The sequence below is a fragment of the Alphaproteobacteria bacterium genome (assembly GCA_030740435.1).
GTDB lineage: Bacteria > Pseudomonadota > Alphaproteobacteria > UBA2966 > UBA2966.
Map to the genome: position 1 here is coordinate 1 of JASLXG010000021.1, position 23436 is coordinate 23436.

Annotated in this window: 26 protein-coding genes and 1 other RNA gene; 16 read left to right on the forward strand and 11 right to left on the reverse strand. The window is 68.3% G+C overall.

The annotated features are described in order from the left end of the window. Positions 1-178: 178 nt before the first annotated feature. A complete protein-coding gene (gene nudC / locus QGG75_02380; GenBank protein ID MDP6066094.1) occupies positions 179-1168 on the reverse strand; it encodes an NAD(+) diphosphatase in 990 nt (329 codons plus the stop codon). A gap of 171 nt (positions 1169-1339) precedes the next feature. Between nudC and ffs the strand changes: the two genes are divergently transcribed. The 7 genes from ffs (at position 1340) to truA (ending at position 6310) form a co-directional block, all read left to right on the forward strand. Then, an RNA gene (gene ffs / locus QGG75_02385) (signal recognition particle sRNA small type) lies at positions 1340-1437 on the forward strand. A gap of 19 nt (positions 1438-1456) precedes the next feature. Beyond that, positions 1457-3106, forward strand: a complete 1650-nt coding sequence (locus QGG75_02390; protein ID MDP6066095.1) for a DNA polymerase III subunit gamma/tau — start codon at positions 1457-1459, stop codon at positions 3104-3106. Between the two features lie 26 nt (positions 3107-3132). Continuing rightward, on the forward strand, positions 3133-3456 hold the full coding sequence (locus tag QGG75_02395) for a YbaB/EbfC family nucleoid-associated protein (protein ID MDP6066096.1): 324 nt from the start codon (positions 3133-3135) through the stop codon (positions 3454-3456). A 10-nt stretch (positions 3457-3466) separates the two neighbouring features. Further along, entirely contained in the window at positions 3467-4060 is a 594-nt protein-coding gene (gene recR / locus QGG75_02400; GenBank protein MDP6066097.1) for a recombination mediator RecR, read from the forward strand. Positions 4061-4096: 36 nt separating this feature from the next. Next, on the forward strand, positions 4097-4618 hold the full coding sequence (gene def / locus QGG75_02405) for a peptide deformylase (GenBank protein MDP6066098.1): 522 nt from the start codon (positions 4097-4099) through the stop codon (positions 4616-4618). A 14-nt stretch (positions 4619-4632) separates the two neighbouring features. Then, on the forward strand, positions 4633-5550 hold the full coding sequence (gene fmt / locus QGG75_02410; protein MDP6066099.1) for a methionyl-tRNA formyltransferase: 918 nt from the start codon (positions 4633-4635) through the stop codon (positions 5548-5550). Positions 5551-5554: 4 nt separating this feature from the next. Next, a complete protein-coding gene (gene truA, locus QGG75_02415; protein ID MDP6066100.1) occupies positions 5555-6310 on the forward strand; it encodes a tRNA pseudouridine(38-40) synthase TruA in 756 nt (251 codons plus the stop codon). Here truA and QGG75_02420 read toward each other — a convergent pair. The 4 genes from QGG75_02420 to QGG75_02435 all read right to left on the reverse strand — a co-directional run bounded on the left by QGG75_02420 (position 6303) and on the right by QGG75_02435 (position 9645). Beyond that, positions 6303-6863, reverse strand: a complete 561-nt coding sequence (locus QGG75_02420; GenBank protein ID MDP6066101.1) for a hypothetical protein — start codon at positions 6861-6863, stop codon at positions 6303-6305. The two genes, truA and QGG75_02420, sit on opposite strands and share 8 nt — an antisense overlap. Before the next feature lie 3 nt (positions 6864-6866). Then, the gene (gene dapE, locus QGG75_02425; protein MDP6066102.1) at positions 6867-8024 is read right to left on the reverse strand and encodes a succinyl-diaminopimelate desuccinylase; all 1158 of its coding nucleotides are present in this window, start codon (positions 8022-8024) and stop codon (positions 6867-6869) included. Position 8025: 1 nt separating this feature from the next. Then, positions 8026-8871, reverse strand: a complete 846-nt coding sequence (dapD, locus tag QGG75_02430; protein ID MDP6066103.1) for a 2,3,4,5-tetrahydropyridine-2,6-dicarboxylate N-succinyltransferase — start codon at positions 8869-8871, stop codon at positions 8026-8028. A gap of 69 nt (positions 8872-8940) precedes the next feature. Beyond that, positions 8941-9645 carry a pyrimidine 5'-nucleotidase gene (locus QGG75_02435; GenBank protein ID MDP6066104.1) on the reverse strand — a complete coding sequence of 235 codons (705 nt, stop codon included), beginning with the start codon at positions 9643-9645 and terminating at the stop codon, positions 8941-8943. 142 nt (positions 9646-9787) lie between these two features. On the opposite strand from QGG75_02435, the gene QGG75_02440 reads away from it, so the two are divergent. From QGG75_02440 to QGG75_02455, 4 genes are all read left to right on the forward strand, one after another. Next, the gene (locus QGG75_02440) at positions 9788-9928 is read left to right on the forward strand and encodes a hypothetical protein (GenBank protein ID MDP6066105.1); all 141 of its coding nucleotides are present in this window, start codon (positions 9788-9790) and stop codon (positions 9926-9928) included. 51 nt (positions 9929-9979) lie between these two features. Then, positions 9980-10387: a hypothetical protein gene (locus QGG75_02445; GenBank protein MDP6066106.1), complete on the forward strand. Its 408-nt coding sequence runs from the start codon at positions 9980-9982 to the stop codon at positions 10385-10387. A gap of 180 nt (positions 10388-10567) precedes the next feature. After that, positions 10568-12331 (forward strand): diguanylate cyclase, encoded by a 1764-nt coding sequence (locus QGG75_02450; GenBank protein ID MDP6066107.1) that lies wholly within the window; start codon positions 10568-10570, stop codon positions 12329-12331. Then, entirely contained in the window at positions 12331-13869 is a 1539-nt protein-coding gene (locus QGG75_02455; GenBank protein ID MDP6066108.1) for a DUF2336 domain-containing protein, read from the forward strand. The genes QGG75_02450 and QGG75_02455 overlap by 1 nt, the downstream gene beginning before the upstream one ends. A 9-nt stretch (positions 13870-13878) precedes the next feature. On the opposite strand, the gene argB is transcribed toward QGG75_02455, so the two are convergent. From argB to rpmH, 6 genes are read right to left on the reverse strand one after another with little or no spacing between them, the layout of a single operon-like run. After that, positions 13879-14781 (reverse strand): acetylglutamate kinase, encoded by a 903-nt coding sequence (gene argB / locus QGG75_02460; GenBank protein ID MDP6066109.1) that lies wholly within the window; start codon positions 14779-14781, stop codon positions 13879-13881. 17 nt (positions 14782-14798) lie between these two features. Beyond that, positions 14799-15461 carry a ribosome biogenesis GTP-binding protein YihA/YsxC gene (gene yihA, locus QGG75_02465; GenBank protein MDP6066110.1) on the reverse strand — a complete coding sequence of 221 codons (663 nt, stop codon included), beginning with the start codon at positions 15459-15461 and terminating at the stop codon, positions 14799-14801. Between the two features lie 5 nt (positions 15462-15466). Continuing rightward, positions 15467-17260: a membrane protein insertase YidC gene (gene yidC, locus QGG75_02470; protein ID MDP6066111.1), complete on the reverse strand. Its 1794-nt coding sequence runs from the start codon at positions 17258-17260 to the stop codon at positions 15467-15469. 11 nt (positions 17261-17271) lie between these two features. After that, the gene (gene yidD, locus QGG75_02475; protein ID MDP6066112.1) at positions 17272-17532 is read right to left on the reverse strand and encodes a membrane protein insertion efficiency factor YidD; all 261 of its coding nucleotides are present in this window, start codon (positions 17530-17532) and stop codon (positions 17272-17274) included. Next, positions 17529-17906, reverse strand: a complete 378-nt coding sequence (rnpA, locus tag QGG75_02480) for a ribonuclease P protein component (GenBank protein MDP6066113.1) — start codon at positions 17904-17906, stop codon at positions 17529-17531. The genes yidD and rnpA overlap by 4 nt, the downstream gene beginning before the upstream one ends. Positions 17907-17910: 4 nt before the next feature. Continuing rightward, complete coding sequence (rpmH, locus tag QGG75_02485; GenBank protein ID MDP6066114.1) at positions 17911-18045, reverse strand: 50S ribosomal protein L34; 135 nt, start codon at positions 18043-18045, stop codon at positions 17911-17913. Positions 18046-18281: 236 nt separating this feature from the next. On the opposite strand from rpmH, the gene QGG75_02490 reads away from it, so the two are divergent. From QGG75_02490 to QGG75_02510, 5 genes are all read left to right on the forward strand, one after another. Next, on the forward strand, positions 18282-19016 hold the full coding sequence (locus QGG75_02490; GenBank protein ID MDP6066115.1) for a TVP38/TMEM64 family protein: 735 nt from the start codon (positions 18282-18284) through the stop codon (positions 19014-19016). Between the two features lie 31 nt (positions 19017-19047). Next, positions 19048-20490: an FAD-dependent oxidoreductase gene (locus tag QGG75_02495; protein ID MDP6066116.1), complete on the forward strand. Its 1443-nt coding sequence runs from the start codon at positions 19048-19050 to the stop codon at positions 20488-20490. 445 nt (positions 20491-20935) lie between these two features. After that, positions 20936-21163 (forward strand): hypothetical protein, encoded by a 228-nt coding sequence (locus tag QGG75_02500; protein ID MDP6066117.1) that lies wholly within the window; start codon positions 20936-20938, stop codon positions 21161-21163. A 173-nt stretch (positions 21164-21336) separates the two neighbouring features. Beyond that, positions 21337-22698 (forward strand): HAMP domain-containing sensor histidine kinase, encoded by a 1362-nt coding sequence (locus QGG75_02505; protein ID MDP6066118.1) that lies wholly within the window; start codon positions 21337-21339, stop codon positions 22696-22698. Between the two features lie 136 nt (positions 22699-22834). Continuing rightward, positions 22835-23434 carry a hypothetical protein gene (locus QGG75_02510; protein MDP6066119.1) on the forward strand — a complete coding sequence of 200 codons (600 nt, stop codon included), beginning with the start codon at positions 22835-22837 and terminating at the stop codon, positions 23432-23434. Positions 23435-23436 lie beyond the last annotated feature (2 nt).

The following is a 23436-nucleotide window of genomic DNA, read 5'->3' on the forward strand; positions in this document are numbered from 1 at the left end:
CTTTCAACGAAACGTCCAATCCGGCATAGTACTTCATGGCTGCTCTCCTTAACGCTTCTTGTGGCTGGAACATCCAGACCACGTTCCAAAAGCTCGGAGAGTAGCCACCCTCAGCGCCGATTACCCCATCTCTGTGGTTAGCTCACGACGGCAACCGGCGGGGAGGTGACCTGGTCGCCTAAACCTCCGCCTCGATCCACCAGTTGGACATCTGGAAGGCGATGGAGAGCGGCGGCGGCAGGGCCAGGTCGGGGCTGTCGGGCTCCTCGATGGCGCGGCGCACCATCTCGCGGACCTCGTCGCGGCTGAACCAGCGGGCGTCCTCGAGCTCGTCGGCGCCGATCGAGATGTCGGGGCTTTCGGCCTCGGCGACGCAGCCGATCATCAGCGACGAGGGAAAGGGCCAGGGCTGCGAAGAATGATAATGCACGGCGCCGACCTTGACCCCGGCTTCCTCCCAGATCTCGCGCCGCGTCGCCTCTTCGATGCTTTCGCCCGGTTCGACAAAGCCGGCCAGGGCCGAATAGCGTCCCGGGGGCCAGGGCGGCTGGCGGCCCAGCAGGCAACTGTCCCGCCACAGGGCTATCATGATGACCACCGGATCGGTGCGGGGAAAGTGCTGCGCCCCACAGCCCGCGGCGGGGCACTGGCGCACGGTGCCGGCGTCGATGGCCTCGGTGGCGGCGCCGCAGGCGGCGCAAAAGCGATGCCGGGCGTGCCAGTCGATCAGCGCCCGGGCCTGGGCCAGGATGGCGGCGTCGCCATAGCCCAGCTGCGGCGCGATGGTACGCACGTCGATGAACTTGCCGGCACCATCGAGCACACCGCCCTTGGCCGGGTTGTCACCGAGCTCGAGGCCAACGGCGAAGCAGCCGGCACCAGCCTCGTCGAGGCCGAGAAAAATCAGTTCCTTGGCCTCGCCGGCGAATTCCTCGAGCCGGGCCATGGGCTGCCAAGCCAGGGCCGGTGCGGGCTCCAGCGCAATCAGCCCGCGTAAGCGCCAGAGCGGCAAGAGCCGCGTCCCGGGCGCCTTTCGCAAGGCCTCCAGGGCCGCCTCGTCGCGCCTCAGGTGGGCCGCCCGGTCGAGGCTGGAGCCGGCAAAAACGTGGGAATGGGACATGGCGGGCCAGAGCTCGGCGCCCCGCGGCCCGGGTACGCGATGGGTCATGGCCGCGGAGCCTGCCACAGGCCGCGGCATACGGCAACCGGTGGCGCCCTTGCGCTCTTGCACCTTTCGTCTTGCACCTTTCGGCGCCGGTCTGTAAGTGCTCTTGCGCCTCACGGCGCCGGTCTGTAAGTGCTCTTGCGCCTTTCGGCGCAAAGTCCGATAGTGCGACCGGAAGGTTGGCGGACGGACGGACGCCTCGCCAACCCGGTCAGATCCGGAAGGAAGCAGCCGTAACGAGCCGTGTCCGGGTCGTCCGAACAACCTTCCACCTGATGCTGATTCGCCGTCATGACCGAGGCCAGCAGAACGACCCCTTATCGCGTTCTCGCCCGCACCTATCGGCCGGCCACCTTCACTGAACTGGTGGGCCAGGACGCCATGGTGCGGACCCTGGAGAACGCCATTCAGACCGGTCGCCTGGCCCATGCCTTCATGCTTACCGGCGTGCGCGGCGTGGGCAAGACCACCACCGCCCGCATCATCGCCCGGGCGCTCAATTGCACGGGCCACGAGGGCGATGGCCCCACCGCCCAGCCCTGCGGCCAATGCGAGGCCTGCCGGGCCATCGCCGAGGACCGCCACGTCGACGTGCTGGAGATCGACGCCGCCAGCCATACCGGTGTGGCCAACATCCGCGAGCTTACCGACGGCGTGCGCTATGCCCCGGCCTCGGCGCGCTACAAGGTCTACATCATCGACGAATTGCACATGCTGTCGACGCACGCCTTCAACGCGCTCCTGAAAACCCTGGAGGAGCCGCCGCCCCACGTCGTCTTCATTTTCGCCACCACCGAAGTGCGCAAGGTGCCGGTGACGGTGCTGTCGCGCTGCCAGTGTTTCGATTTGCGCCGTGTCGAGATGGCCGAGCTGGTGGCCCATTTCGGACACGTAGCGGAGCAGGAAAACGTCGCCATCGAGGAAGGCGCGCTGGGCCTGGTGGCCCGGGCCGCCGAGGGCTCGGTGCGCGACGGGCTGTCGCTATTGGACCAGGCCATGGCGCTGGGCGGCGACAGCATCGACGAGGCTTTGGTGCGCGAGATGCTGGGCTTGGGCGACCAGAGCGGGCTTTACGACCTTTTCGACCAATTGATGGCGGGCGATGTGGCGGCGGCGCTGGACACCCTGCAGGAAGCCTACCGGGGCGGTGCCGATCCGCTGGCCGTGATGCAGGACTTGCTCGAGCTCGTGCACTGGCTGACCCGTCTCAAGCTGGTACCAACGCTGGCCGAGGACGCCACCAGGCCGGAAAGCGAACGCCAGCGCGGCGCCGCCATGGCGGCCAAGCTTTCGCTGCCGGTGCTGGCGCGCTGCTGGCAACTGCTGCTCAAGGGGCTGGGCGAGGTGCGCCAGGCGCCGGCCCCGCTGGCCGCCACCGAGATGGTGCTGGTGCGGCTGGGCTACCTGGCCGACCTGCCCAGCCCGGCCGAGTTGGTGCAGCAATTGCGCGGCGGCGAGGCCGCGCCGGCCGCGCCAGCCGCACCGGCCGCACCGGCGGCGGCGCCGGCCGCACCGGCCGCGGCGCCGGCCGCAAGCGCTCCCGCGGCCAGCTCGGCGTCAGCCACCGCCCCGGCGCTCGAAACCTTCGCCGACGTGGTGGCCCTGGTCGAGGCCAAGCGCGAAGGCATCCTGGCCAGCCACCTGCGCGATGGCGTTCATCTCGTCACCTTCGGGCCGGGCCGGATCGAGCTCAGGCTCGACGCCACGGTGGCGCCGACGCTGCCGGCGGAGCTCGCCCGGCTGCTCGGCGAATGGACCGGCGAGCCTTGGCAGGTCACGGTCTCGGCCGACGAAGGGGCGCCGACGCTGGACCAGCAGCAGGAGGCCCAAGCCGAAAACCGCCGCGCCGAGGCGGCCGGCGACGAGGTCGTGCAAAGCGTGCTCGAGGCCTTTCCCGGATCCAGGATCCGCGACGTGCGCCCGGTCGATGATACCCCCTAGCCCATTCCCACAGGAGCTGAAACGCGATGAAGAACCTCGGTCAGATGATGAAGCAGGCCAAGGAGATGCAGGAGAAGATGGGTGAGATCCAGGCCCGCATCGAAGAGACCGAAGTCACCGGCGAGGCCGGCGGCGGCCTGGTCCAGGTGACGCTCAACGGCAAAGGCGCCATGCGCCGGCTGCGCCTCGATCCCAGCCTGGTGTCGGGCGACGAGGTCGAGGTTGTGGAGGATCTCATCGTAGCCGCCCACAACGACGCCAAGGCCAAGGTCGAGGCCCTGATCCAGCAGGAGATGGGCCAGCTCACCGGCGGCCTCAACCTGCCGCCCGGCCTCGACCTGCCGTTCTGAGCCGGTCGCCATGGCGGCCAACGACATCGAGCGCCTGATCCAGCTCTTGGCCAAGCTGCCAGGGCTGGGTCCGCGTTCGGCCCGGCGGGCGGCACTTTTTCTCGTCAAGCGCCCCGACGGCCTGCTGCGGCCGCTGGCCCAGGCGCTCTCGGCGGCCGCCGACAACGTCCATCCCTGCTCGCGCTGCGGCAACCTCGATGGCCGGGATCCCTGCGCCATCTGCCGGGACGAGAGGCGCGACGCGAGCCTGCTCTGCGTCGTCGAGGACGTCGCCGACATCTGGGCCCTGGAGCGTGCCGCGGTCTTTGCCGGGCGCTACCATGCCCTGGGCGGCGTGCTCTCGGCCCTCGACGGCATCGGGCCCGAGGATCTCAACATCGCCGGCCTCTTGGCCCGGGCTCGGGCGCCAGAGGTGACCGAGGTCATCCTGGCCATGAACGCCACCGTCGACGGCCAGACCACGGCCCACTACGTCAGCGATCTGCTGGCCGAGTGCGACGTCACCATCTCGCGCCTGGCCCACGGCGTGCCGGTGGGCGGCGAGCTCGACTACCTCGACGACGGCACCTTGGGCGCGGCGCTGAATTCCCGCCGGCCGATTTAGCTTGCCCCGGCGGCCCCGCCGGCCTACCTACGCGGCATGACGATCAGGCCCATCATCACCGCCCCCGACCCCCGCCTCAAGCTGCGCTCTGAAGTCATTGCCGAGGTCGACGACGGTGTGCGCCAGTTGCTCGACGACATGTACGAGACCATGGTTGCGGCGCCCGGCATCGGCCTGGCGGCGGTGCAGATCGGCGAGCCCCGCGCCGCCATCGCGGTCTGCCTCGACACCCCGGAAGGCGAGGAGCCACGGCCCTATTACTTGGTCAATCCCGAGGTGGTGTGGCGCTCGGACGAGGAAATGCAGCACGAAGAGGGCTGTCTCTCGCTGCCCGAGCAATTCGCCGAGGTGGTGCGCCCGGCCGAGGCGCGCATCCGCTACCTCGACTACCGGGGCGAGGAGCAGGAGTTGCACGCCGCCGGGCTGCTGGCGCGCTGTATTTTGCACGAGATGGACCATTTGCGGGGCGTGCTGTTTGTCGACCACCTCACGGTCATCAAGCGCAACATGATCCTGCGCAAGCTGGCCAAGGCGCGGCGCCAGCAGGCCAGCGCCTGAGGCGGCCGGCGATGCTGCGCCTGGTCTTCATGGGCTCGCCCGATTTCGCCGTGCCCACCTTGACGGCGCTCATCGAGGCCGGCCACGAGCTGGCCGCCGTCTACAGCCAGCCGCCGCGCCCCGGCGGCCGCGGCAAGGCCGAGCGCCCGACGCCGGTACACCAATTGGCGGCCCATAGGGGCCTCGAGGTGCGCACGCCGGCAACGCTCAAGGGCGAAAGCGCGGCGCTGGCCGAGCTGGCGCCCGACGCCGTGGTCGTCGTGGCTTATGGCCTGATCCTGCCGCCGGCGGTCCTGGCCGTGCCCCGGCTGGGTTGCCTGAATTTGCACGCTTCGCTACTGCCGCGCTGGCGCGGCGCCGCGCCCATCCAGCGCGCCATCATGGCCGGCGACGGCGAGACCGGCGTTGCCGTCATGCAGATGGAGGCGGGGCTCGACACGGGACCCGTGCTGCTCGACGAACGCCTGCCCATCGGCCCGGCCACTACCGCGGCCGAGCTGCACGACGAACTGGCGGCCATGGGGGCGCCGCTGATGCTGCGGGCGCTCGACGGCCTGGCGGCGGGTACGCTCGCGCCCCAGCCACAAGCCGCGGAGGGCATCACTTACGCCGCCAAGATCGAGAAATCCGAATGCCGCCTCGACTGGCAGCGCCCGGCCATCGAGCTCCAGCGCCAGGTACGCGGCCTGGCCCCTTTCCCCGGCGCCTGGTTCGGCTATGCCGGCGAGCGCATCAAGGTGCTTGAGGTCGAGACGCTGACACAGGAAGGCGAGCCCGGCCGGGTGCTGGCGCCCGACGACCTGGTGGTGGGCTGCGGCCAAGATGCGTTGCGCCTGCTCACCCTGCAGCGCGGCGGCCGCCGCCCCTTGGCCGCGGCCCAGCTCAGGCGCGGCTTTCCCCTGCCGCCGGGCGCCGACCTGGGACTGGTATGAGAGCATGAGGTACCGGCTGACGCTGGAATACGATGGCGGGCCCTTCGTCGGCTGGCAGCGCCAGGCCAACGGCCTGGCCGTGCAGCAGGTGCTGGAGGAAGGCATCGCCGAATTTTGCGGCCGAAGCGTGACCGTCTTCGGCGCCGGCCGCACCGATGCCGGTGTCCACGCCCTGGGCCAGGTGGCGCACTTCGACCTCGAGGCCGAGCCGCCGCCGCCGCCCGGAACGGTGCGCGACGCCCTCAACCACCATATGCGGGCCCACGCCGTGGCCGTGGTGGCGGCCGATTTCGCCGCGGCCGATTTCGACGCCCGCTTCAATGCCGTCTCGCGCCACTATCGCTATCGCATCGTCAACCGCCGGGCGCCGCTGACGCTGCTCCGCGGCCGGGCCTGGCTGGTGCCCACGCCGCTGGATTTGGCTGCCATGCAGGCGGCGGCGGCGCACCTGGTGGGGCATCACGATTTCACCACATTCCGCTCCATCCGCTGCCAGTCCAGATCGCCGGAGAAGACGCTGGACGAGCTTAGCGTGCGGGCCCGAGGCGACGAGGTGCTGGTCGAGGCCCGGGCGCGCTCGTTCCTGCACAGCCAGGTGCGCTCGATGGTCGGCACGCTGGATCGCGTCGGCCGCGGCAAGTGGAAGCCCGACGACGTGGCCAAGGCCTTGGTTGCCCGCGAGCGCGCCCGGGCCGGCCCCACGGCCCCGGCCGAAGGGCTTTACCTGATGGCCGTAACCTATCCCCCGGAGATCAAATAAAACGATCCGCCCCGGCGCTGATCAGGCGGCCCAGGACGAAATCGAGCGCCACCAGGGCGGCCGCCGTAACACCCGAGGTCTGCAGCGCCGTCCGTGCCACGAACCATTGATAAAAGAGGATCGCCAAAGTTATGGCGACGCCCAGGAAGAGCCCTATGTCCTGGCCCACCAGGCCGCCCGAATTGAGCAGCACGATGGGCAGCACCGCCGCCACCTGGATGGTGGCGGTCCAGTTGTAGGCGATGATGTAGGAGATGTAGTGGCTTTGGAAGCCCAGGATCACGGCGATGCCGAGCATGATCAGGGGAAAAGCCAGCCAGCCCACGGCATAGCCCAGCATTTCGACGAAAAAGTACCAGGTGCCGCTCTCCACCGTATCGTCGAGGCGCAGCCAGAGAATCAGCAGATAGGGCGGCAAGACCAAAAGCGCCACGCCGAAGGAGCGCCAGAAGCCGGCGATGGTGTGGTTGAACCAGTGCATGCCGCCGGCGTCGAGCCGGGCCAGGCGGTAGGCGCCATAGATGGAAGCAAGGGTCTCCTGCCAGCTGGGCATGGCTCAGGCCGCGAAATAGGCCTCGAGGATGGCCTGGTAGGCCCGGGCCAACTCCACTATTTCGGCCACCGGGGTGTTTTCGTCGATCTGGTGCATGCTCTGGCCGACCAGGCCGAACTCGGCCACCGGCGCCTGCTCGCGGATGAAGCGGGCATCCGAGGTGCCGCCGGCGGTGCCCAGTTCGGGACGCCGGCCGAGACTTGCCTCTATGGCGCCTGACAACAATTCACTGAATTCGCCCGGCGGGGTCAGGAAGGCCTCGCCCGAAACCCGCAGCTCGAGCTGGTAAGCGCCGCCGACGGCGTCGAAGCCGGCGCGCAGCCAGTTCTCCAGCGCCGCACCCGTGTGTTCGTCGTTGAAGCGGATGTTGAAGGCGGCGCGGGCCTCGGCCGGGATGACGTTGGCGGCCGGATTGCCCACGTCGACCGAGGTCAGGGCGATGGTCGAGGGCTGGAAGTGGGCGTTGCCCTGGTCGAGCTCGGCCTGGGTCAAGTGCGCCAGCATTTGCACCAGCCGGGGTATGGGGTTGTCGGCCAGTTGGGGATAGGCGGTGTGGCCCTGGCGGCCGGGCACCGTGAGCCAGCCCGAGAGCGAGCCGCGCCGCCCGATCTTGATGGTGTCGCCGAGTTCCTGGGCATTGGTGGGCTCGCCCACCAGACAGGCATCGATGGTTTCGTTACGTTCCCGCAGCCATTCCAGCACCTTTTTGGTGCCGTTGACGGCCGGCCCTTCCTCGTCGCCGGTGATGAGCAAGCTGAGGGATCCGGAAAAATCCCCGCGCTCATCCAGAAAGCGCCCGGCAGCGGCCACGAAACTGGCGATCGCGCCCTTCATGTCGCAGGCGCCCCTGCCCCACAGCCGGCCCTCGCGAATCTCGCCGGCGAAAGGGTCGACCGACCAGGCGGCGGCGTCGCCCACCGGCACCACGTCGGTGTGTCCGGCGAAACAGAAATGCGGTGGGCCGCTGCCGATGCGGGCATAAAGGTTTTCCACCTCGGGCGAGTCCGGATCGCTGAACTTGAGGCGCTGGCAGTCGAAGCCGAGCGGCGCCAGCACCTCTTGCAGCAAGCTCAGCGCGCCGCCTTCGGCCGGCGTCACGCTGGGGCAACGGACCAGGCGCGCCGCCAGGTCGATCGGATCGATAGCGGAATGATTTTTCACGTCAGTCGCGCAAGAGCTCGTTGATCGAGGTCTTCGAGCGTGTCCGGGCATCGACCTGCTTGACGATCACGGCGCAATAGAGGCTGGGGCCGGGGCTGCCGTCGGGCAAGGGCTGGCCCGGCAAATTGCCCGGCACCACCACCGAATAGGCCGGCACCCGGCCGAAGTGGATGTCACCCGTCTGGCGGTCGACGATCTTGGTCGAGGCGCCGATGTAGACGCCCATGGAGAGCACCGATCCCTCTTCCACGACGACGCCCTCGGCGATCTCGGAGCGGGCGCCGACGAAGCAGTTGTCCTCGATGATCACCGGCCCGGCCTGCAAGGGCTCGAGCACGCCGCCGATGCCGGCACCGCCCGAGATATGACAGTCCTTGCCGATCTGGGCGCAACTGCCGACGGTGGCCCAGGTGTCGATCATGGTGCCGGTATCGACATAGGCGCCGAGGTTGACGAAACACGGCATCAGCACGACGCCCGGCGCGACAAAGGCCGAGCGCCGCACGATGCAGTTGGGCACGGCGCGAAAGCCGGCCTGGCGGAACTCGGCCTCGCCCCAGCCCTCGAATTTGCTTGCGACTTTGTCGAACCAGGGGGCTGCCTGGCCGGGGCCGCCGGCGATCGGGCTCATGTCGTTGAGGCGGAACGAGAGCAGCACCGCTTTCTTGAGCCACTGGTTGACCTGCCAGCTACCGTCCCGCTTCTCCGCCACCCGATAGCTGCCGCCGTCGAGTGCCGCGAGCGCCGCCTCGACGGCCTCACGAACCTCGCCCGTGGTCTCGGGGCCGATGCCCTCGCGGTCCTCCCAGGCGGCCTCGATCGAGGCCTCAAGTTGCTTCGCCGGCATATCTAGTTTCCTTCCGCTGCGCCGTTGCCGCCAGAACATAAGGGCGGGCGGGTGGCTTGGCGAGTCCCGTCAATCTTGACAGCCGTCGGCGACGACGCCGCCCAGCCAGGTGGCCAGGTCGTCGGTGACGTGGTCGACATAGCCTTCCGTTTCTGTGGGCTCGTCTGGCGACCAGGCGCTGTTTCCTCGCACCCACACGGTTGTCACGCCCAGCGCCGCCGCCGGCGCCAGGTTGCGTGCAATATCGTCACAGAACACGGCGCTTTCGGGATCGATGCCGTATTCGGCGATGAGCTGGCGGTAGGGCTCGACATAGGGCTTGGGCACGTAGTTGGCGGCGGCGATGTCGAAGATGGCCTCGAAGTGGTGGCCCACGCCGAGCCGCTCCATGACCCGTTGGGCGTGGCCGGTCGAGGCGTTGGTGAAGATGAGCTTCTGCCCATCGAGCGCCGCCAGGACGGCATCCAGGACCGGGCTGGGCGCGATCGGCGCCAGGTCGATGTCGTGGACGTAGTCGAGATAGGGTGCGGGATCGAGGTCGTGGGCCAGCATCATGCCCCGCAGCGTGCTGCCCTGTTCGTGGAAATAGCTTTTCTGCAGCTTGCGCGCCGCCACGGCGTCGACCTCGAGGTAATCTCGGATGAACTCGCCGATGCGCTGGTCGATCTGGGCAAAGAGGTTGGAGCCGGCGGGATAGAGGGTATTGTCGAGATCGAAGATCCAGGTCTCGATGGCGGCGGGATCGAGGCGGTCGGTGGGCGCTATTCGGTTCATGGCCGGACTTTGACCGCTGGCCGCGGCCAGGGCAAGGGGATACGAGGTCTCTGCTTGCCGCTCGTTTGCCGAATCATGATATTGTCGCGGCCATCGTCGGTTTCGATCGTTCCAGCGCCCGGCAGGAGGGCCGCGGGGAAATATGCCGAAATCCGCAAGCCAGCAAATCGACATGAAGGCCGAGCACGACCGCCTCGTGGCCTTCGCCTTTTCGGCCGCCGACGCCTTTCTCGAGATCGACGAAAACCGCATCGTGCGCTATGCCGTGGGCGCCACCGTCTAGCTCACCGGCGAGGACGGCGGGGCGCTGCTGGGCCGGCCCTTTCTCGACCTTGTGGAACGGCGTGACCGGCGCTTGCTGCGGGCGGCCTTGTCGACGGCCGAGCGCCAGGGCCGTTTCGGCCCGATCAACGTGCGCATCCAACGCCCGGGCGACCAGCCGGCCCAGGTGGCGCTCTTTGGCACCTACCTGCCGCTCGCCGGCGGCCGTATCTTCCTGGCGCTGAGCGCCGCCCGCCTGGCGGTCAGCACCGCCTTCGAGGAGGCCGAGCGGGATCCCGAGACCGGTCTCTTGCACCGCGAAGCCTTCGCCGACATCGCTTTTGATGCGCTGCGGGCCGGTGCCGAACAGGGCCGCGGCTATGCCATGACACTGCTTGACATGACCGGCCTCGAGGGCCTGCTGGGCCAACTCGGAAGCGCCGCCGGCCTCACCTCGACCCAGCACCTGGCGGCCTCATAGCCCGCATTTCTCACCGGATCACGGCCTGCGCGTCGCTCCCAGGCGCGCACCCGCGTTGTCAAAGACCGAAGCGCGTAGTACCACTACGCGCTTCGGTCTTTTCCTAGCGGATCGCATCACCTGGGGGCTTAGCTGCCCGTGATCCGGTGAGAAATGCGGGCTAAGCGGCGGTCGGGCATCATGGCGAAATCGGCGGCACCCTTGCAGACGGACGGCGCGGCACCGGCCAGCGCCGCGGCCTTTGGCGACTGGCTGTCGCTGATGCCCGAGCGCGTGCTCGAGGGCGTCTCGGGCCCGGGCCTGCTGTTCGACGCCGACGGCGCCGTCGTGGCCGCCAACGGCGAAGCCGAACCCCTGCTGCCGGCCTTTGCCGAGGGCGGTGACCAGGTCTTGCGCGGCCTCGTCGCGGCGGCCGCCGCCAGCGGCCGCACGGTGAGCGAAAAGCTCGACCTGCCGGCCGAGTTCGGCGGCCTGGCGCTCGAGCTCATGATGCTGCCGCTCAAGGATAGCGACGGCACCACCCTGGTGCTGGCGCTGAGCCGCGAATTCACCGTCGAGCGCAATTTCATGGCGGCGCTGCTGGCCTCGCGCCAGTTGTTCAAGGACCTGGTCAGCTGCTCCGCCGATTTCGCCTGGGAAACCCAGAGCGACGGCAACTTCGCCTTCGTATCGCAACAGGGTGCGCTGGGCTACACCGCCCACGAGCTCAACCACCGCCCGCCCCGCCAGCTCATCCATCCCCGCCACGACGAGAACCAGCCCTTTCCCTTCGACAGCCGCCTGGCCCACGAGGAATCCGAGGTCTGGATGCGGCGCGCCGACGGCAGTCCGGCCTGCCTCAGGATCTCCTCGGTGCCGATCTATTCCGACACCGGCGACTGGCTGGGCTGCCGCGGCGTGGCCCGCGACGTAAGCGACGCCCGGGCCCGCGACATCGAGCTCGAACGGGCGCGCAACCGCGAACGCCTGCTCAACGCCATCGTCAACACCATCCGCGAGGAGGTGGTGCCCGACCACATGCTGCTGGCCGCCGCCGAGGCCACGGCAGGCGCCTTGGGGGCACGGCATTGCTGGATCTTCCGCCGCACCCCGCCGGGCCAGTTCGTCAAGGCCGTCGAGCACGGCGAGCCGCCAGGGTCGACGCCCGAAGCGGCGGTGCGGGCGGCCCAGAACCTGATCGTCCACGGCGATCCCCAGAACGTCGTCGAGAGCAAAGTCGGCAACCACCTCATGCTGACCTCGGCGGCGCGCTACCGGGGCGAGATCAACGGCGCCATCTCGGCCTGCCGGGGCGACGACCAGCCGACCTGGAACGCCGCCGAGCGCAAGCTGTTGGCCGGCGTCGCCAACCATCTGGGCATCGCGCTGGAGCAGATTGCCAACCACGAGACGCTGGAACGGCTCTCGCGCACCGACGAATTGACCGGGCTTTTGAACCGGCGCGCCTTCTTCGACGATCTGGAAACGCGCCTGGCCCACCAACGCCGCACGCTGCGCCCCGGCGCGCTGTTGTACGTCGATCTCGACAACTTCAAACCGGTCAACGACGTGCACGGCCATCACACCGGCGACGCCGTACTGATCGGGGTGTCCGAGCTTTTGGCCGGCGGCACCCGCGTCGGCGACCTGGCGGCGCGGCTGGGCGGCGACGAGTTCGCGCTGTGGCTCGAGGAAAGCGACCGCTCGGCGGCCGTCGTCAAGGCCGAGACATTGCTTGATCAGATCGTAACCCTTTCCGGCTATTCTGCCGATGCCGCCCGGCCGCTGGGTTTCTCGATCGGCATCGCGGTCAGCGAGGTGGCGGTCGAGGAGGGCTTCAAGGAGCTGGTGGGCCGGGCCGACGGAGCCATGTACCAGGCCAAGGCCGCGGGCAAAGGCGGCTATGTCGTCGCCGCCCCGGCCCAGGCCCAGGCGCAAGCCGCAAGAGTGACGGAGCGTGGATGATGTTGGCTGGACTGTTCAGCTTCCGCGAGGACCGCAAGAAGCAGAAGAAGAAATCGCGCAAGAAAAAGCGTGCGGCGATAACTTACGACGAATCGAAAAAGCTGGCGCGCAACAAGGACAGGGAGACGCGGGCCGACCTGGCCTCGCGCGAGGACGTCAGGCCGGAGGTGCTGTATTACCTGGCCGAGGACGAGGACTCGGAAGTCAGGCGCGAGATCGCGGCCAACGAAAAGACGCCGCGCCAGGCCGACCTGATCCTGGCCAAGGACAGCGTCGACGAGGTGCGCTGCGACCTGGCCCTCAAGATCGGCCGCCTGGTGCCCGACATCTCGGAACGCGATTCGGTGGTGCTGCGCGAGCTCACTTTCCAGGTCCTGGAGATCCTGGCCAAGGACCAACTGCCGCTGGTGCGTCAGTTGCTGGCCGAGGAAATCAAGCACTCGGCCCAGGTGCCCAAACCCATCGTCGACGGCCTGGCCCGCGATATCGAGCTCATGGTGGCGGCTCCCATCCTGGAATATTCGCCGCTGCTGGACGACCAGGACCTCTTGGAGATCATCCGTTCGGATCCGGTCCAAGGGGCCTTGAGCGCCATCTCGCGCCGGCCCGAGGTCAGCACCAAGATCTCCGACGCCATCGTCGCCGCCAAGGACCTGCCGGCCGCCGCCACGCTGCTCAACAACGACAACGCCCAGATCCGCGAGGAGACCCTGGACCATATCATCGACATCGCTTCCGAGGCCGAGGACGAGCCGGCCTCGGAGGCCCATATCCTGCACGAACCCCTGGTCAAGCGGCCCGAACTTTCACAGCGCGCCATCCGGCGCGTCGCCGGCTTCGTCGCCTCGTCGCTCTTGGATCTGCTGCAGACCCGCCACAAGCTCGACGACGACACCAAGCAGACGGTGCAGGCCGCCGTCAAGCGGCGCCTCAAGGAAAAGCCCGAGGAAGACGACGACGTGGTCAAGCGGGCCGAGGAGATGCACAACCGGGGCAAGATCACCGATAAGGGCCTGGCCAAATGCATCGAGGACGGTGATCGCGAGCTGATCATCCATGCCTTGGCGCTGAAGGCCGAGATCGAGCCGCCGATCACGCGCAAGATCATGCTCTCGCGCGACGGCAAGACCATCACGGCGCTGGCCTGGAAGGCCGGCCTCAACATGCGCACGGCGCTGGATTTGCAGCGCAAGGTGGCCCACGTGCCGCCCTCCAAGGTGGTCAACGCCCGCGACGGCGTCGACTATTCCCTGAGCGAGGACGAGATGTCGTGGTTTTTGGAGTTTTCACCGGCTAGGTGGATCTCAGTACCTGAGATCCAGCTAGCCTTTTTTGTCGCTCACGGCGGCGGACCTGCGGTCCGCAGCCTCCGCGGGGGCGCCGCAGGGGCGGCGGGTCGCGGTCGCTCCCGTTGCACCAAAACCAAGCAGCAAAAAACACACTTGGTATTGGCGCTAAGCCGCCCCCGGCACGGGGGCGGAAGCCAAGGGCGCGGATGCGCCCGCCCGGTGAGGGTCTACAAAACACCGCCGCCGTGAGCGACAAAACTACACGATCATGGTGCCGACGCCGTGTTCGGTGAAGATCTCCAAGAGCAGCACGTGGGGGATGCGGCCGTCCAAGATGTGGGCGGCGCAGTGGCTGGCGGCGATGGCATTGAGACAAGTCTCGACCTTGGGGATCATGCCGCCCGAGATGGTGCCGTTCTTCATCAGCGTGCGCGCCCGCCGGGCCGTCAGCTCGGGCACCAGGGCGCCTTTCTTGTCGAGCACGCCGTCGACGTCGGTCAGCATCAACAACTTGCTGGCGCCGACGGCGCCGGCGATGGCCCCGGCCACGGTGTCGGCGTTGATGTTGTAGGTCTCGCCGCGCTGGCCGACGCCGATCGGCGCCACCACCGGGATGACGTCTGAGCTCAGAAAACTCTCCAACACATGCGGATTGATCTTCTTGGGCTGGCCGACGAAGCCGAGATCGAGGGCGCGTTCGATGTTGGAATCGCTGGCCCGGCGGCGTGATTTCAGCTTCACCGCCTCGATCAGCCGGCCGTCCTTGCCGGAAAGCCCGACGGCGGTGCCGCCGGCACCATTGATGGCCGTGACGATCTGCTTGTTGATCGAGCCCGACAGCACCATTTCGACGATCTCGACGGTGGCCTTGTCGGTGACGCGCAAGCCGTCGACGAAGGAACTCTCGATCTTCAGGCGCTCGAGCATGGCGCCGATCTGCGGGCCGCCGCCGTGGACCACGATGGGGTTGATGCCGACCTGCTTGATCAGCACCATGTCGCGGGCGAACATTTCGGCCAGCTCGGGCGCGCCCATGGCGTGGCCGCCGTACTTGATGACGAAGGTCTGGCCGGCGAAACGGCGCATGTAAGGGAGCGCCTCGGAGAGCGTCCGGGCGGTCTTCAGGCGTTCGCCTTTGAGTTTCGTGCTGAGCCCGGCCATGCCGGCTTATAGCCCAATCAGGCGGCCACCGCCAGTTGCCCCAGACGCGCCCGCAACTCGGCGATGCCCAGGCCCTCATGGGCGCTCGAGACGACGATGCGGGGATGGCAGGAGACGTGGCCGGCGAGCTCCCGGGCCAGACGCTCGAGGGTGGCGGCGAGCTCGTCCTGGAGCACCTTGTCGGCTTTGGTCAGCACCACCTGGCCCGATACCGCGGCCTTGTCCAGCGCCGCCAGCACCCGCTGGTCGCTGTCCTTGAGGCCGTGCCGCGCATCGACCAGCAGCAGCACCCGGCGTAGCGTCGGCCGGCCCGCCAGATAGGCCTCGACAAGGCCGGTCCAGGCGGCGATCTCCGACTTGGCGGCGCGGGCGTAGCCATAACCCGGCAGGTCGACCAGGTGCAGGCGTTCAGCCAGGCGGAAGATGTTGATCTGGCGCGTGCGGCCGGGCGTGCGCGAGGTGCGGGCCAGGGTTTTGCGTCCCGTGAGCGCGTTGACCAGGCTCGACTTGCCGACGTTGGAGCGCCCGGCAAAGGCGACCTCGGGCAAGTGAGCCTCGGGCAGCGCCGAACGCTTGGCCACGCCGGCCACGAATAGGCAGGGCTGGGCGAAGAGCAGCCGGCCCGCTTCCAGCGCCTCGGCGCTGAAATCTTCCTCCGGCTCGGCGGCGGTGGCGGCCACCGGTCTCAGGTTTTCTTGCCCGCCGCCGGCGCCGTGCCCACGCGCTTCTGGATGACCCACTGCTGAGCCATCGAGAGGATGTTGTTCCAGGTCCAGTAGATCACCAACCCGGCCGGGAAATTGGCCAGCAGGAAGGTGAAGACGATGGGCAGCATCATGAACACCTTGGCCTGCACCGGATCGGCCGGCGGCGGATTGAGTTTTTGCTGCAGGAACATGGAGATGCCCATGGCCAGCGGCCAGACGCCGAGATGCAGGAACTGCGGCGGATCCCACGGGATCAGCCCGAGCAGGGTGAAGAAGTTGGTGGGATCGGGCGCCGAAAGGTCGTGGATCCAGCCATAGAAGGGTGCATGCCGCATCTCGATGGTCACGAACAGCACCTTGTAGAGCGCGAAAAACACCGGGATCTGCAGCGCGATGGGCAGGCAGCCGGCCATGGGATTGACCTTCTCCTTTTTGTAGAGCTCCATCATGGCCTGGTTGAGCTTGGCCTTGTCGCTGCCATAGCGCTCCTTCATCTTGACCATCTCGGGCTGCAGCTTCTTCATCGCCCCCATGGAGCGGAAGGACTTGTTGGCCAGCGGGAAGAAAAGGATGCGCATGAGCACGGTGAAGAGCAGAATGGCCAGCCCGAAATTGCCCAGCATGCGGTTGAAATAATCGATGGCGATGAAGATCGGCTTGGTCAGGAAGGGGAACCAGCCCCAATCGATGACCAGATCGAAGCGCGAAATGCCCAGCGCCTCCTGATAGCCCTCGAGCTTTTGCACCTGCTTGGCGCCGGCAAAGAAGTGGCTGGTGACCTCGATCGAGGCGCCCGGCACCAGCGCCCGGGCGGCGCCGAGAAAGTCGACCTGGTACTTGTCCTTTTCCTCCGCCAGCGAGTGCCGGAAGCCGGCCCTTATGGCCTCCTTCTGGTCCGGTATCAGAGCGGCCAGCCAGTATTTGTCGGTCAGGCCGATCCAGCCGCCGGTGCTGGTGGCCTCGATTGTTTCCTCGTCAACCAGTTCGTCGTAGTCGACTTCCTTGAGGGTCTCGTTGAATACTCCGAGCAGGCCCTCGTGCAGGATGTAGAAACCCAGAGTATCGGGCGTGCCGGTGCGCGCGATGATGCCCCAGGGATGGAGCGTCACGGCCTTGGTGCCGGCGTTGACCACACGCTGATTGACGGTGAACATATAGTTGCGGTCGACGGCGATGGTGCGCGTGAACTCTAGCCCCTGGCCGTTCCGCCAGTTCAGCGTGAGCGGCGAACCCGGTGTCAGTTCGCGCCGGTCGGCCTGCCACGGCGTCTCCGGGCCGGGCAGCTCGATGCCCGCCTCGATGGCCGCCCAACCGAACTCGGCATAGTAGGGATGGGCGCTGCCGGCCGGCGACAGCAGCACGATCTCGGGGCTGGCGGTATCCAGCTCCTCGTGGTAGCCGCGCAGCGTGAGATCGTCGATGCGGCTGCCGGTAATGGCGATCGAGCCCAGCAGGCTGGGTGTCGTGACGGAGACGCGGGGCGATTTTTCCAGGGTCGCGGCACGCACCGCGGCCGCCGCCGGGCCGCCGCCGGGGATCGGCAGGGCGCCGGGCACGGTGGCGGCCGGCGGGGCGGCGCCAGGCACCGATGGGGCCGCCGTTTGGCTGCCGCCCGGGCTGGTGCTCTGGGCCGTCTGCTCGGCTTGCTCGGCCAGTTGCTGCTGGCGGGCCTGTTCGCGCTCGCGCTGGGGGGCGTTGATGAAGAGGTCAAAGCCCAGCAGGATGGCCACCGACAGCACGATGGCGAGAATCAGATTGCGCTGATCGGACATGGCGGGGCGACCTAGGAACGCTTGGCCGAGGTTGGCGCCAGCTCTGGCGGCGGCGGCGGCACCGGGTCGTAGCCCCAGCCGGCCAGCGGGTGGCAGCGCAGGATGCGCCTCAGCGCCAGCCAGCCGCCGCGCCAGCCGCCGTGCCGGGCCAGCGCCTCGAGGGCATATTCCGAGCAGCTCGGGGCATAGCGGCAACCGGCCGGCAGCAGCGGCGAAAGCAGATAGCGGTAGGCCATTACCAGAGCGCGAAGGAGAAGAGCGAGCGGGCTCATCGCGGTTCTTTTCCTTTGCCCTCGACGCCTTTGCGGTCGAGCCGCTCGAGCGCCGTCTCGAGGTCGCCGACCAGCTTCCGATAGGGTCGGGTGAGCGTGCCGCGGCGCCCGATCAGCACGTAGTCCCGGCCGGCCAGGGCGTTCGCCGGCAGCACCTCGGCGGCGGCCGAGCGCAGCCGGCGCCGGGCCCGGTTGCGGGCCACCGCGTTGCCCACCTTCTTGCTCACCGTATAGCCGACGCGAAAGCCGGTCTCGGGTTCGGACTGGTGCCGGCGCATCTGCACGATGAGACCTGGGGCAACCCATTTCTGGCGGGCGGCGGCGACACGCAGGAACTCGGAGCGCTGCTTCAGCCGCCCCAACCTGGCCGTCATGGCCTTAGGCCGAAAGGCGCTTGCGCCCCTTGGCGCGGCGCCGCGCCAGGACGCGGCGGCCGGCCGCGCTCGACATCCGCTTGCGGAAACCGTGGCGGCGCTTGCGCACGAGGTTGCTGGGCTGGAACGTCCGCTTCACTGCAAAACTCCGGGAAATCGCCTGAGCCTCGGGGGGGCTCGAACACGGCGGCTGTATACGGTTTTGGCCGGCGTAAGTCAATTGTGCTCTGACCCCTCTCGCAAGCCCATCACGATTCCCCGCCCGGCCATCACGCATTGGTTACTCGCCGCTTTAATCGCCGTAGTGATACACCACTTGAGTTCCATCACGACGACAACGCGTCAACGACAATGGATTCCGCTGTGGGAACTGCCGTGAATGACCGGGGCCCGGCCGCTGGCGGCCCCCTCAAATCCGTCCTCAGGGTGCTGCCTCTGGCGCTTTTGCTGGCCGGCCTGGCAAGCTTTTTCCTGGCCGATCTGGGGCGCTTCACGAGTTTCGAGTTCCTGCGCCAGAACCACCAGGCCCTGATGCATTGGGTGGCCGGCCACCAGTTGCTGGCGGTGGCCGGTTTCGCCCTGCTCTACGCCGCGTCAGTGGCGCTGTCGCTGCCCAGCGGCAGCTTCCTGACCGTCACCGCCGGATTCCTTTTCGGTACCATGGCGGGGGCGCTGTGGGTGGTGCTGGCCGCCACCGTCGGCGCCACGGCCGTCTTCCTGGCCGCCCGCACCGCCTTCGCCGAGCCCTTGCGCCGACGCGCCGGGCCAACCTTGCGAAGGATGGAATCCGGCTTCCAGACCAACGCGCTCAGTTATCTTTTGGTGCTGCGTCTGGTGCCGCTGTTTCCCTTCTTCCTGGTCAACCTGGCTCCGGCCTTTCTTGGCGTGCCGCTGGGCACCTACGTGGCGGCGACGCTCATTGGCATCATTCCCGGGACCTTGGTGTACGCCAGTGTCGGCAGCGGCTTGGGCATGATTTTCGAACAGGGCGGCACGCCGCCGCTGGGCCTCATCTTCGAGCCCCGCATTCTGCTGTCCATATTGGCTCTGGCGGCACTGGCCCTGGTTCCCGTAGCCTATCGCCGGTGGCGCCAAAAAAAGGCAGCCTGAAACCAAGCAACGCGCGGCAGAAAGGGAGCGCATGGGGCGCATCGAGACCGATATTTGCGTCATCGGCGCCGGCGCCGGCGGTCTCACCGTGGCCGCCGGGGCCAGCCAGATGGGGGCCGACACGGTACTGGTGGAAAAGGGCCTGATGGGGGGCGACTGCCTGAATTACGGCTGTGTGCCCTCGAAGGCCCTGATCAGTGCCGCCCGGGCCGCCGAGGCGGTGCGCGGGGCGGCGCGCTTCGGCATCGCCGCCGGTCCGCCCGAGATCGACTTCGGCCGCGTCAACGACCACCTGCGCGGCGTCATCGCCGCCATCGCGCCGCAGGATTCCGAGGAACGCTTCCGGGGGCTGGGCGTCAACGTCATCCGGGCCGCCGCCCGCTTCACCGGGCGGGCCGAGATCGAGGCCGGCGACCACCGCATCAGGGCTCGGCGCTTTGTCGTGGCCACCGGCTCGCAACCCCTGGTGCCGCCGATCCCGGGCCTCGACGGCGTGCCCTTTTTGACCAACCGGAACATCTTCGAACTGCGCCAGGCGCCCGAGCACCTGATCGTCATCGGCGGCGGTCCCATCGGCGTCGAACTGGCCCAGGCGCATGGCAGCCTGGGCAGCCGCGTCAGCATCGTCGAAATGTTCGGCATCCTCGGCCGCGACGATCCCGAACTGGCCGCCGTGGTGGCCGCCCGGCTGCGTCAGGGCGGCATCGAGGTTCTGGAAAACGCCCAGGTCAGCAACCTCGCCGCGGTCACCGGCGAGGCCGGGACGCTGAAGGTAACCGTCGAACGGCAAGGCCAAACGCTTGAACTCACGGGCTCACACCTGCTGGTTGCCGTGGGGCGCGAGGCCGATCTGGCCGAACTCGACCTCGAGCGCGCCGGCATCGAGCACAGCACCGCCGGCATCGCCGTCGACCGCCGGCTGCGCACCAGCAACCGCCGGGTCTTCGCCATCGGCGATGCCGCCCAGGGGCCCCAGTTCACCCACGCCGCCGCCTACCAGGCCGGCATCGTCCTGCGCAACGCGCTTTTCCGCCTGCCCGCCCGGGTCGACTACCGGGCCCTGCCCCACGTCACCTACAGCCGGCCCGAACTGGCCCAGGTCGGCCTCACGGAAGCCGAGGCGAAACAAAAACAGGGCGGCGGCCAGGGCGCCATCCGGGTGCTGCGCTGGCCGCTGGCCGAGAACGACCGGGCCCATACCGAGGGCGAGCACGACGGCCTGATCAAGGTGTTGACCAGCCGCCGCGGCCGCATCCTGGGCGCCGGCATCGTCACCCCCCAGGCCGGCGAGCTGATCCAACCCTGGGTGCTGGCCATCGGCCAGCGCCTGGGCATCGGCGCCATGGCCGGCCTGATCGCGCCCTACCCGACGCTGGGCGAGATCGGCAAGCGCGCCGCCGGCAGCTTCTATGCAGCCAAGCTGTTCTCCGAACGCAGCCGCAAACTGGTCCGCTTGCTGGCGCGATTGGGCTGAGTTTGTGACGGCGGTCCCTGGCGGGTCCGCCTGCGTTCAGGCGCCACGCAGGCTTCCGCGCCTGCGGCGCGAGGGCAGCCGACCTTGCCAGGCGTCGAGGGGCGATGCCCGTTCCGCAATGGCGTCGGGAAATCAAACACGAAAAAAATGTGACAGACACCAGTTTTCAGGCACCGGTTTTGGGTCGAGGCAGGCCGGGCATCGCCCCGTGGGGCCTGGCAAGGTCGGCTGCCCCCGCGCCCGCGCCGCGGGCGCGGAAGCCTGCGTGGCGCTTGAACGCAGGCGGTCCCAGGGGGACCGCCGCCCCAAGACTCCCCCTCACGTACACGTGACAGCACGTGAATAGACTGATTTGCATTTTAGAACCATTCTCCTGAACAGAAGACCCGATCACCTGGCGGGTCGGCGAAGGGCGGAAATGGATCTGATTGGAGGAGACTTCGTTATGGTGAGAAAATTGCTGGCGGTGATCGGAATTGCGACCCTCGCGTCCACGGCCATGATGCCGGCGGCGGTGGCGGGTTGCGCCCCCAAGCAGGCCTGCAATCCCTGTGCGGCCAAGAACCCGTGTGCCGCCAAGAACCCCTGCGCGGCCAAGGCCTGCAACCCCTGTGCGGCGAAAAACCCCTGCGCCGCCAAGGCCTGCAACCCTTGCGCCGTCAAGAAGAAGTAGCGCCGCGAAATCCCTACCCGAATCCGGGCTAGGCGGGCGGGGGGCGGTCGGCCCCCCGCCTTTCGTTTGGCCTGCGGCCCGCCCGGGCGTAGACTCGGGCCATGGCAGCGGATGGTGCGGGGGGTTCATATGATCTGCCGTCGGCGGTGACCAGCCTGTCGGCGCGTCTTCTGATGTTGACGGTGGCCTTCGTGATGTTGGCCGAGATCGCCATCTTCGTGCCTTCGATCGCCCGTTTTCGGCTGGTCTTTCTCGAGGACCACCTGGCCCGGGCCGACCTGGCCTCGCTGGCCCTGGAGGCGACGCCCGACGGCATGGTCAGCGAGGCTCTGGCGCGGCGCCTGCTCGGGCAGGCCAACTCCCGGGCCATCGTCATCCGCGGCGCCAGCTGGCGCCGACTGATCCAGGGCAGCACCATGCCGGGCCAGGTCGGCGCCGCCTTCGATTTGCGCCGGACCTCGCCGCTCAACCTGATCGTTGACGCCTTTGCCGCGCTGTGGCCCCATCCCCGGCGCCTGATCCGGGTTTTCGGCGCCTCGCGGCACGAGGGGGCGCTGGTCGTCGAGACCATCATCGATGAGAAGCCCATGGTCAGCGCCATGTACGGCTATGCCGGGCGCATCCTCAACCTGTCGATCGTCATCTCGCTGGTCACCGCCGGGCTGGTCTACCTCAGCCTTTACTGGCTGATGGTCCGGCCCATGCGCCGGGTCACCCAGAGCATGGTCGAGTTTCGCCACAATCCCGAGGACCCGGCCAGCGCCATCGTGCCCAGCCGGCGCAGCGACGAGATCGGCACCGCCCAGCGCGAGCTCGCGGCCATGCAGTCCGAATTGGCCCAGGCGCTGCGCCAGAAGACGCGCCTGGCCGAGCTCGGCACCGCCATGAGCAAGATCAGCCACGACCTGCGCAACATCCTGGCCACCGCCCAGTTGGTTTCCGACCGCATCGCCATTTCCGACGATCCCGACGTGAGCCGCCTGGCGCCGCGGCTCACGGGCGCCATCGACCGGGCCGTCGAGCTGGTCAGCGATACCCTGAAATTCGTGCAATCGGACGAAATCCCCATCCGCCGCGGCCGCTTCACCCTGAGCGCCCTGGTCGACGAGGTCGGCGCCTCGGTGGGCCGGCCCGAGGACGGCCGCCTGGCCTGGCACAACGAGGTGGCCGACGACCTCGTCGTCAACGCCGACCGTGAGCAACTCTTCCGCGTGCTCATGAATCTGGGCCGCAATGCCGTGCAGGCCATCGCCGGCCAGACCGCAAAGCGCGGCGAGCAGGGCGGCTCCGTCACCCTCAGCGCCGGCCGGGACGAGGGCCGCTTATGGATCGACGTCGCCGACGACGGACCAGGCCTGCCCGAGGACCTGCGCGGCGACCTCTTCAAGGACTTCGGCTTTTCCTCCTCCTCGGGCGGCATGGGCCTGGGCCTGGCCATCGCCAACGACATAGCGCAGGCCCACGGCGGCAGCATCGAGGTGGTGGCCACGAGCCCGGACGGCACCCGACTGCGCCTGCGCCTGGGGGAAATCTAGTGGCGCTGGACGCGACGAATGTTATACTTTTGTTCTGCAACAGAGGGCCGCCGCGGGGGCAGAACAAATGAACGGCATGCGATCCCCGGTGCGGCTACTTCCCGCCCCTGCTCCGACCCTGGTCACGACCCTGATCATGGCCCCGATCATGGCCCTGGTTCTTGCCGCCTGCGGCTCGATTGCCGACACCACGGCCTCGCGGTCGACGGGGCTCGACTGCACCCTGGCGGACCTGCTCGGCGAAAAAAACGCGGCCCGCCTGCTGGCCCAGGAAATCGATTGCAAATCCAAAGCCGCGCCCCAGTACCCGGCCAAGGTCTACTGCTACCGCACCCTGGGCGGCGTCGACTGCTACCGCCAGCCCAACCCCGATGGCGGCCGGGCGTTGCGCCCCGACGGCGTGGCGGCGACGGGCACCGAGGCCGAAACGGTGCCAATCCGGCCGGCCGCCGGCGACGCCGTGGCGCGACCCAAGCCCGTGATCGCGGCCAAGCCGACCAAGAAGCCGGAAGCGGGCGGCGTGAGGAAACCAGCCGCCGAGGGCGCGGCGAAGGAGGAAGCCAAAGCGGCCCAGCCCCCGGCCGGCGGCGGCGCCAAAGACAGCGCCGCCAAGCAGCAGCCCAAGAAAGCGGCCGAGGCCAAGGCCCGGCGGCTGCCGGCGCGCAAGCCCAAGCGGCCGCCGCCCGCCGACGGCAGCGATGACGACGCCGCCGCCGCCGGCGCCAAGCCGGGCTGAGC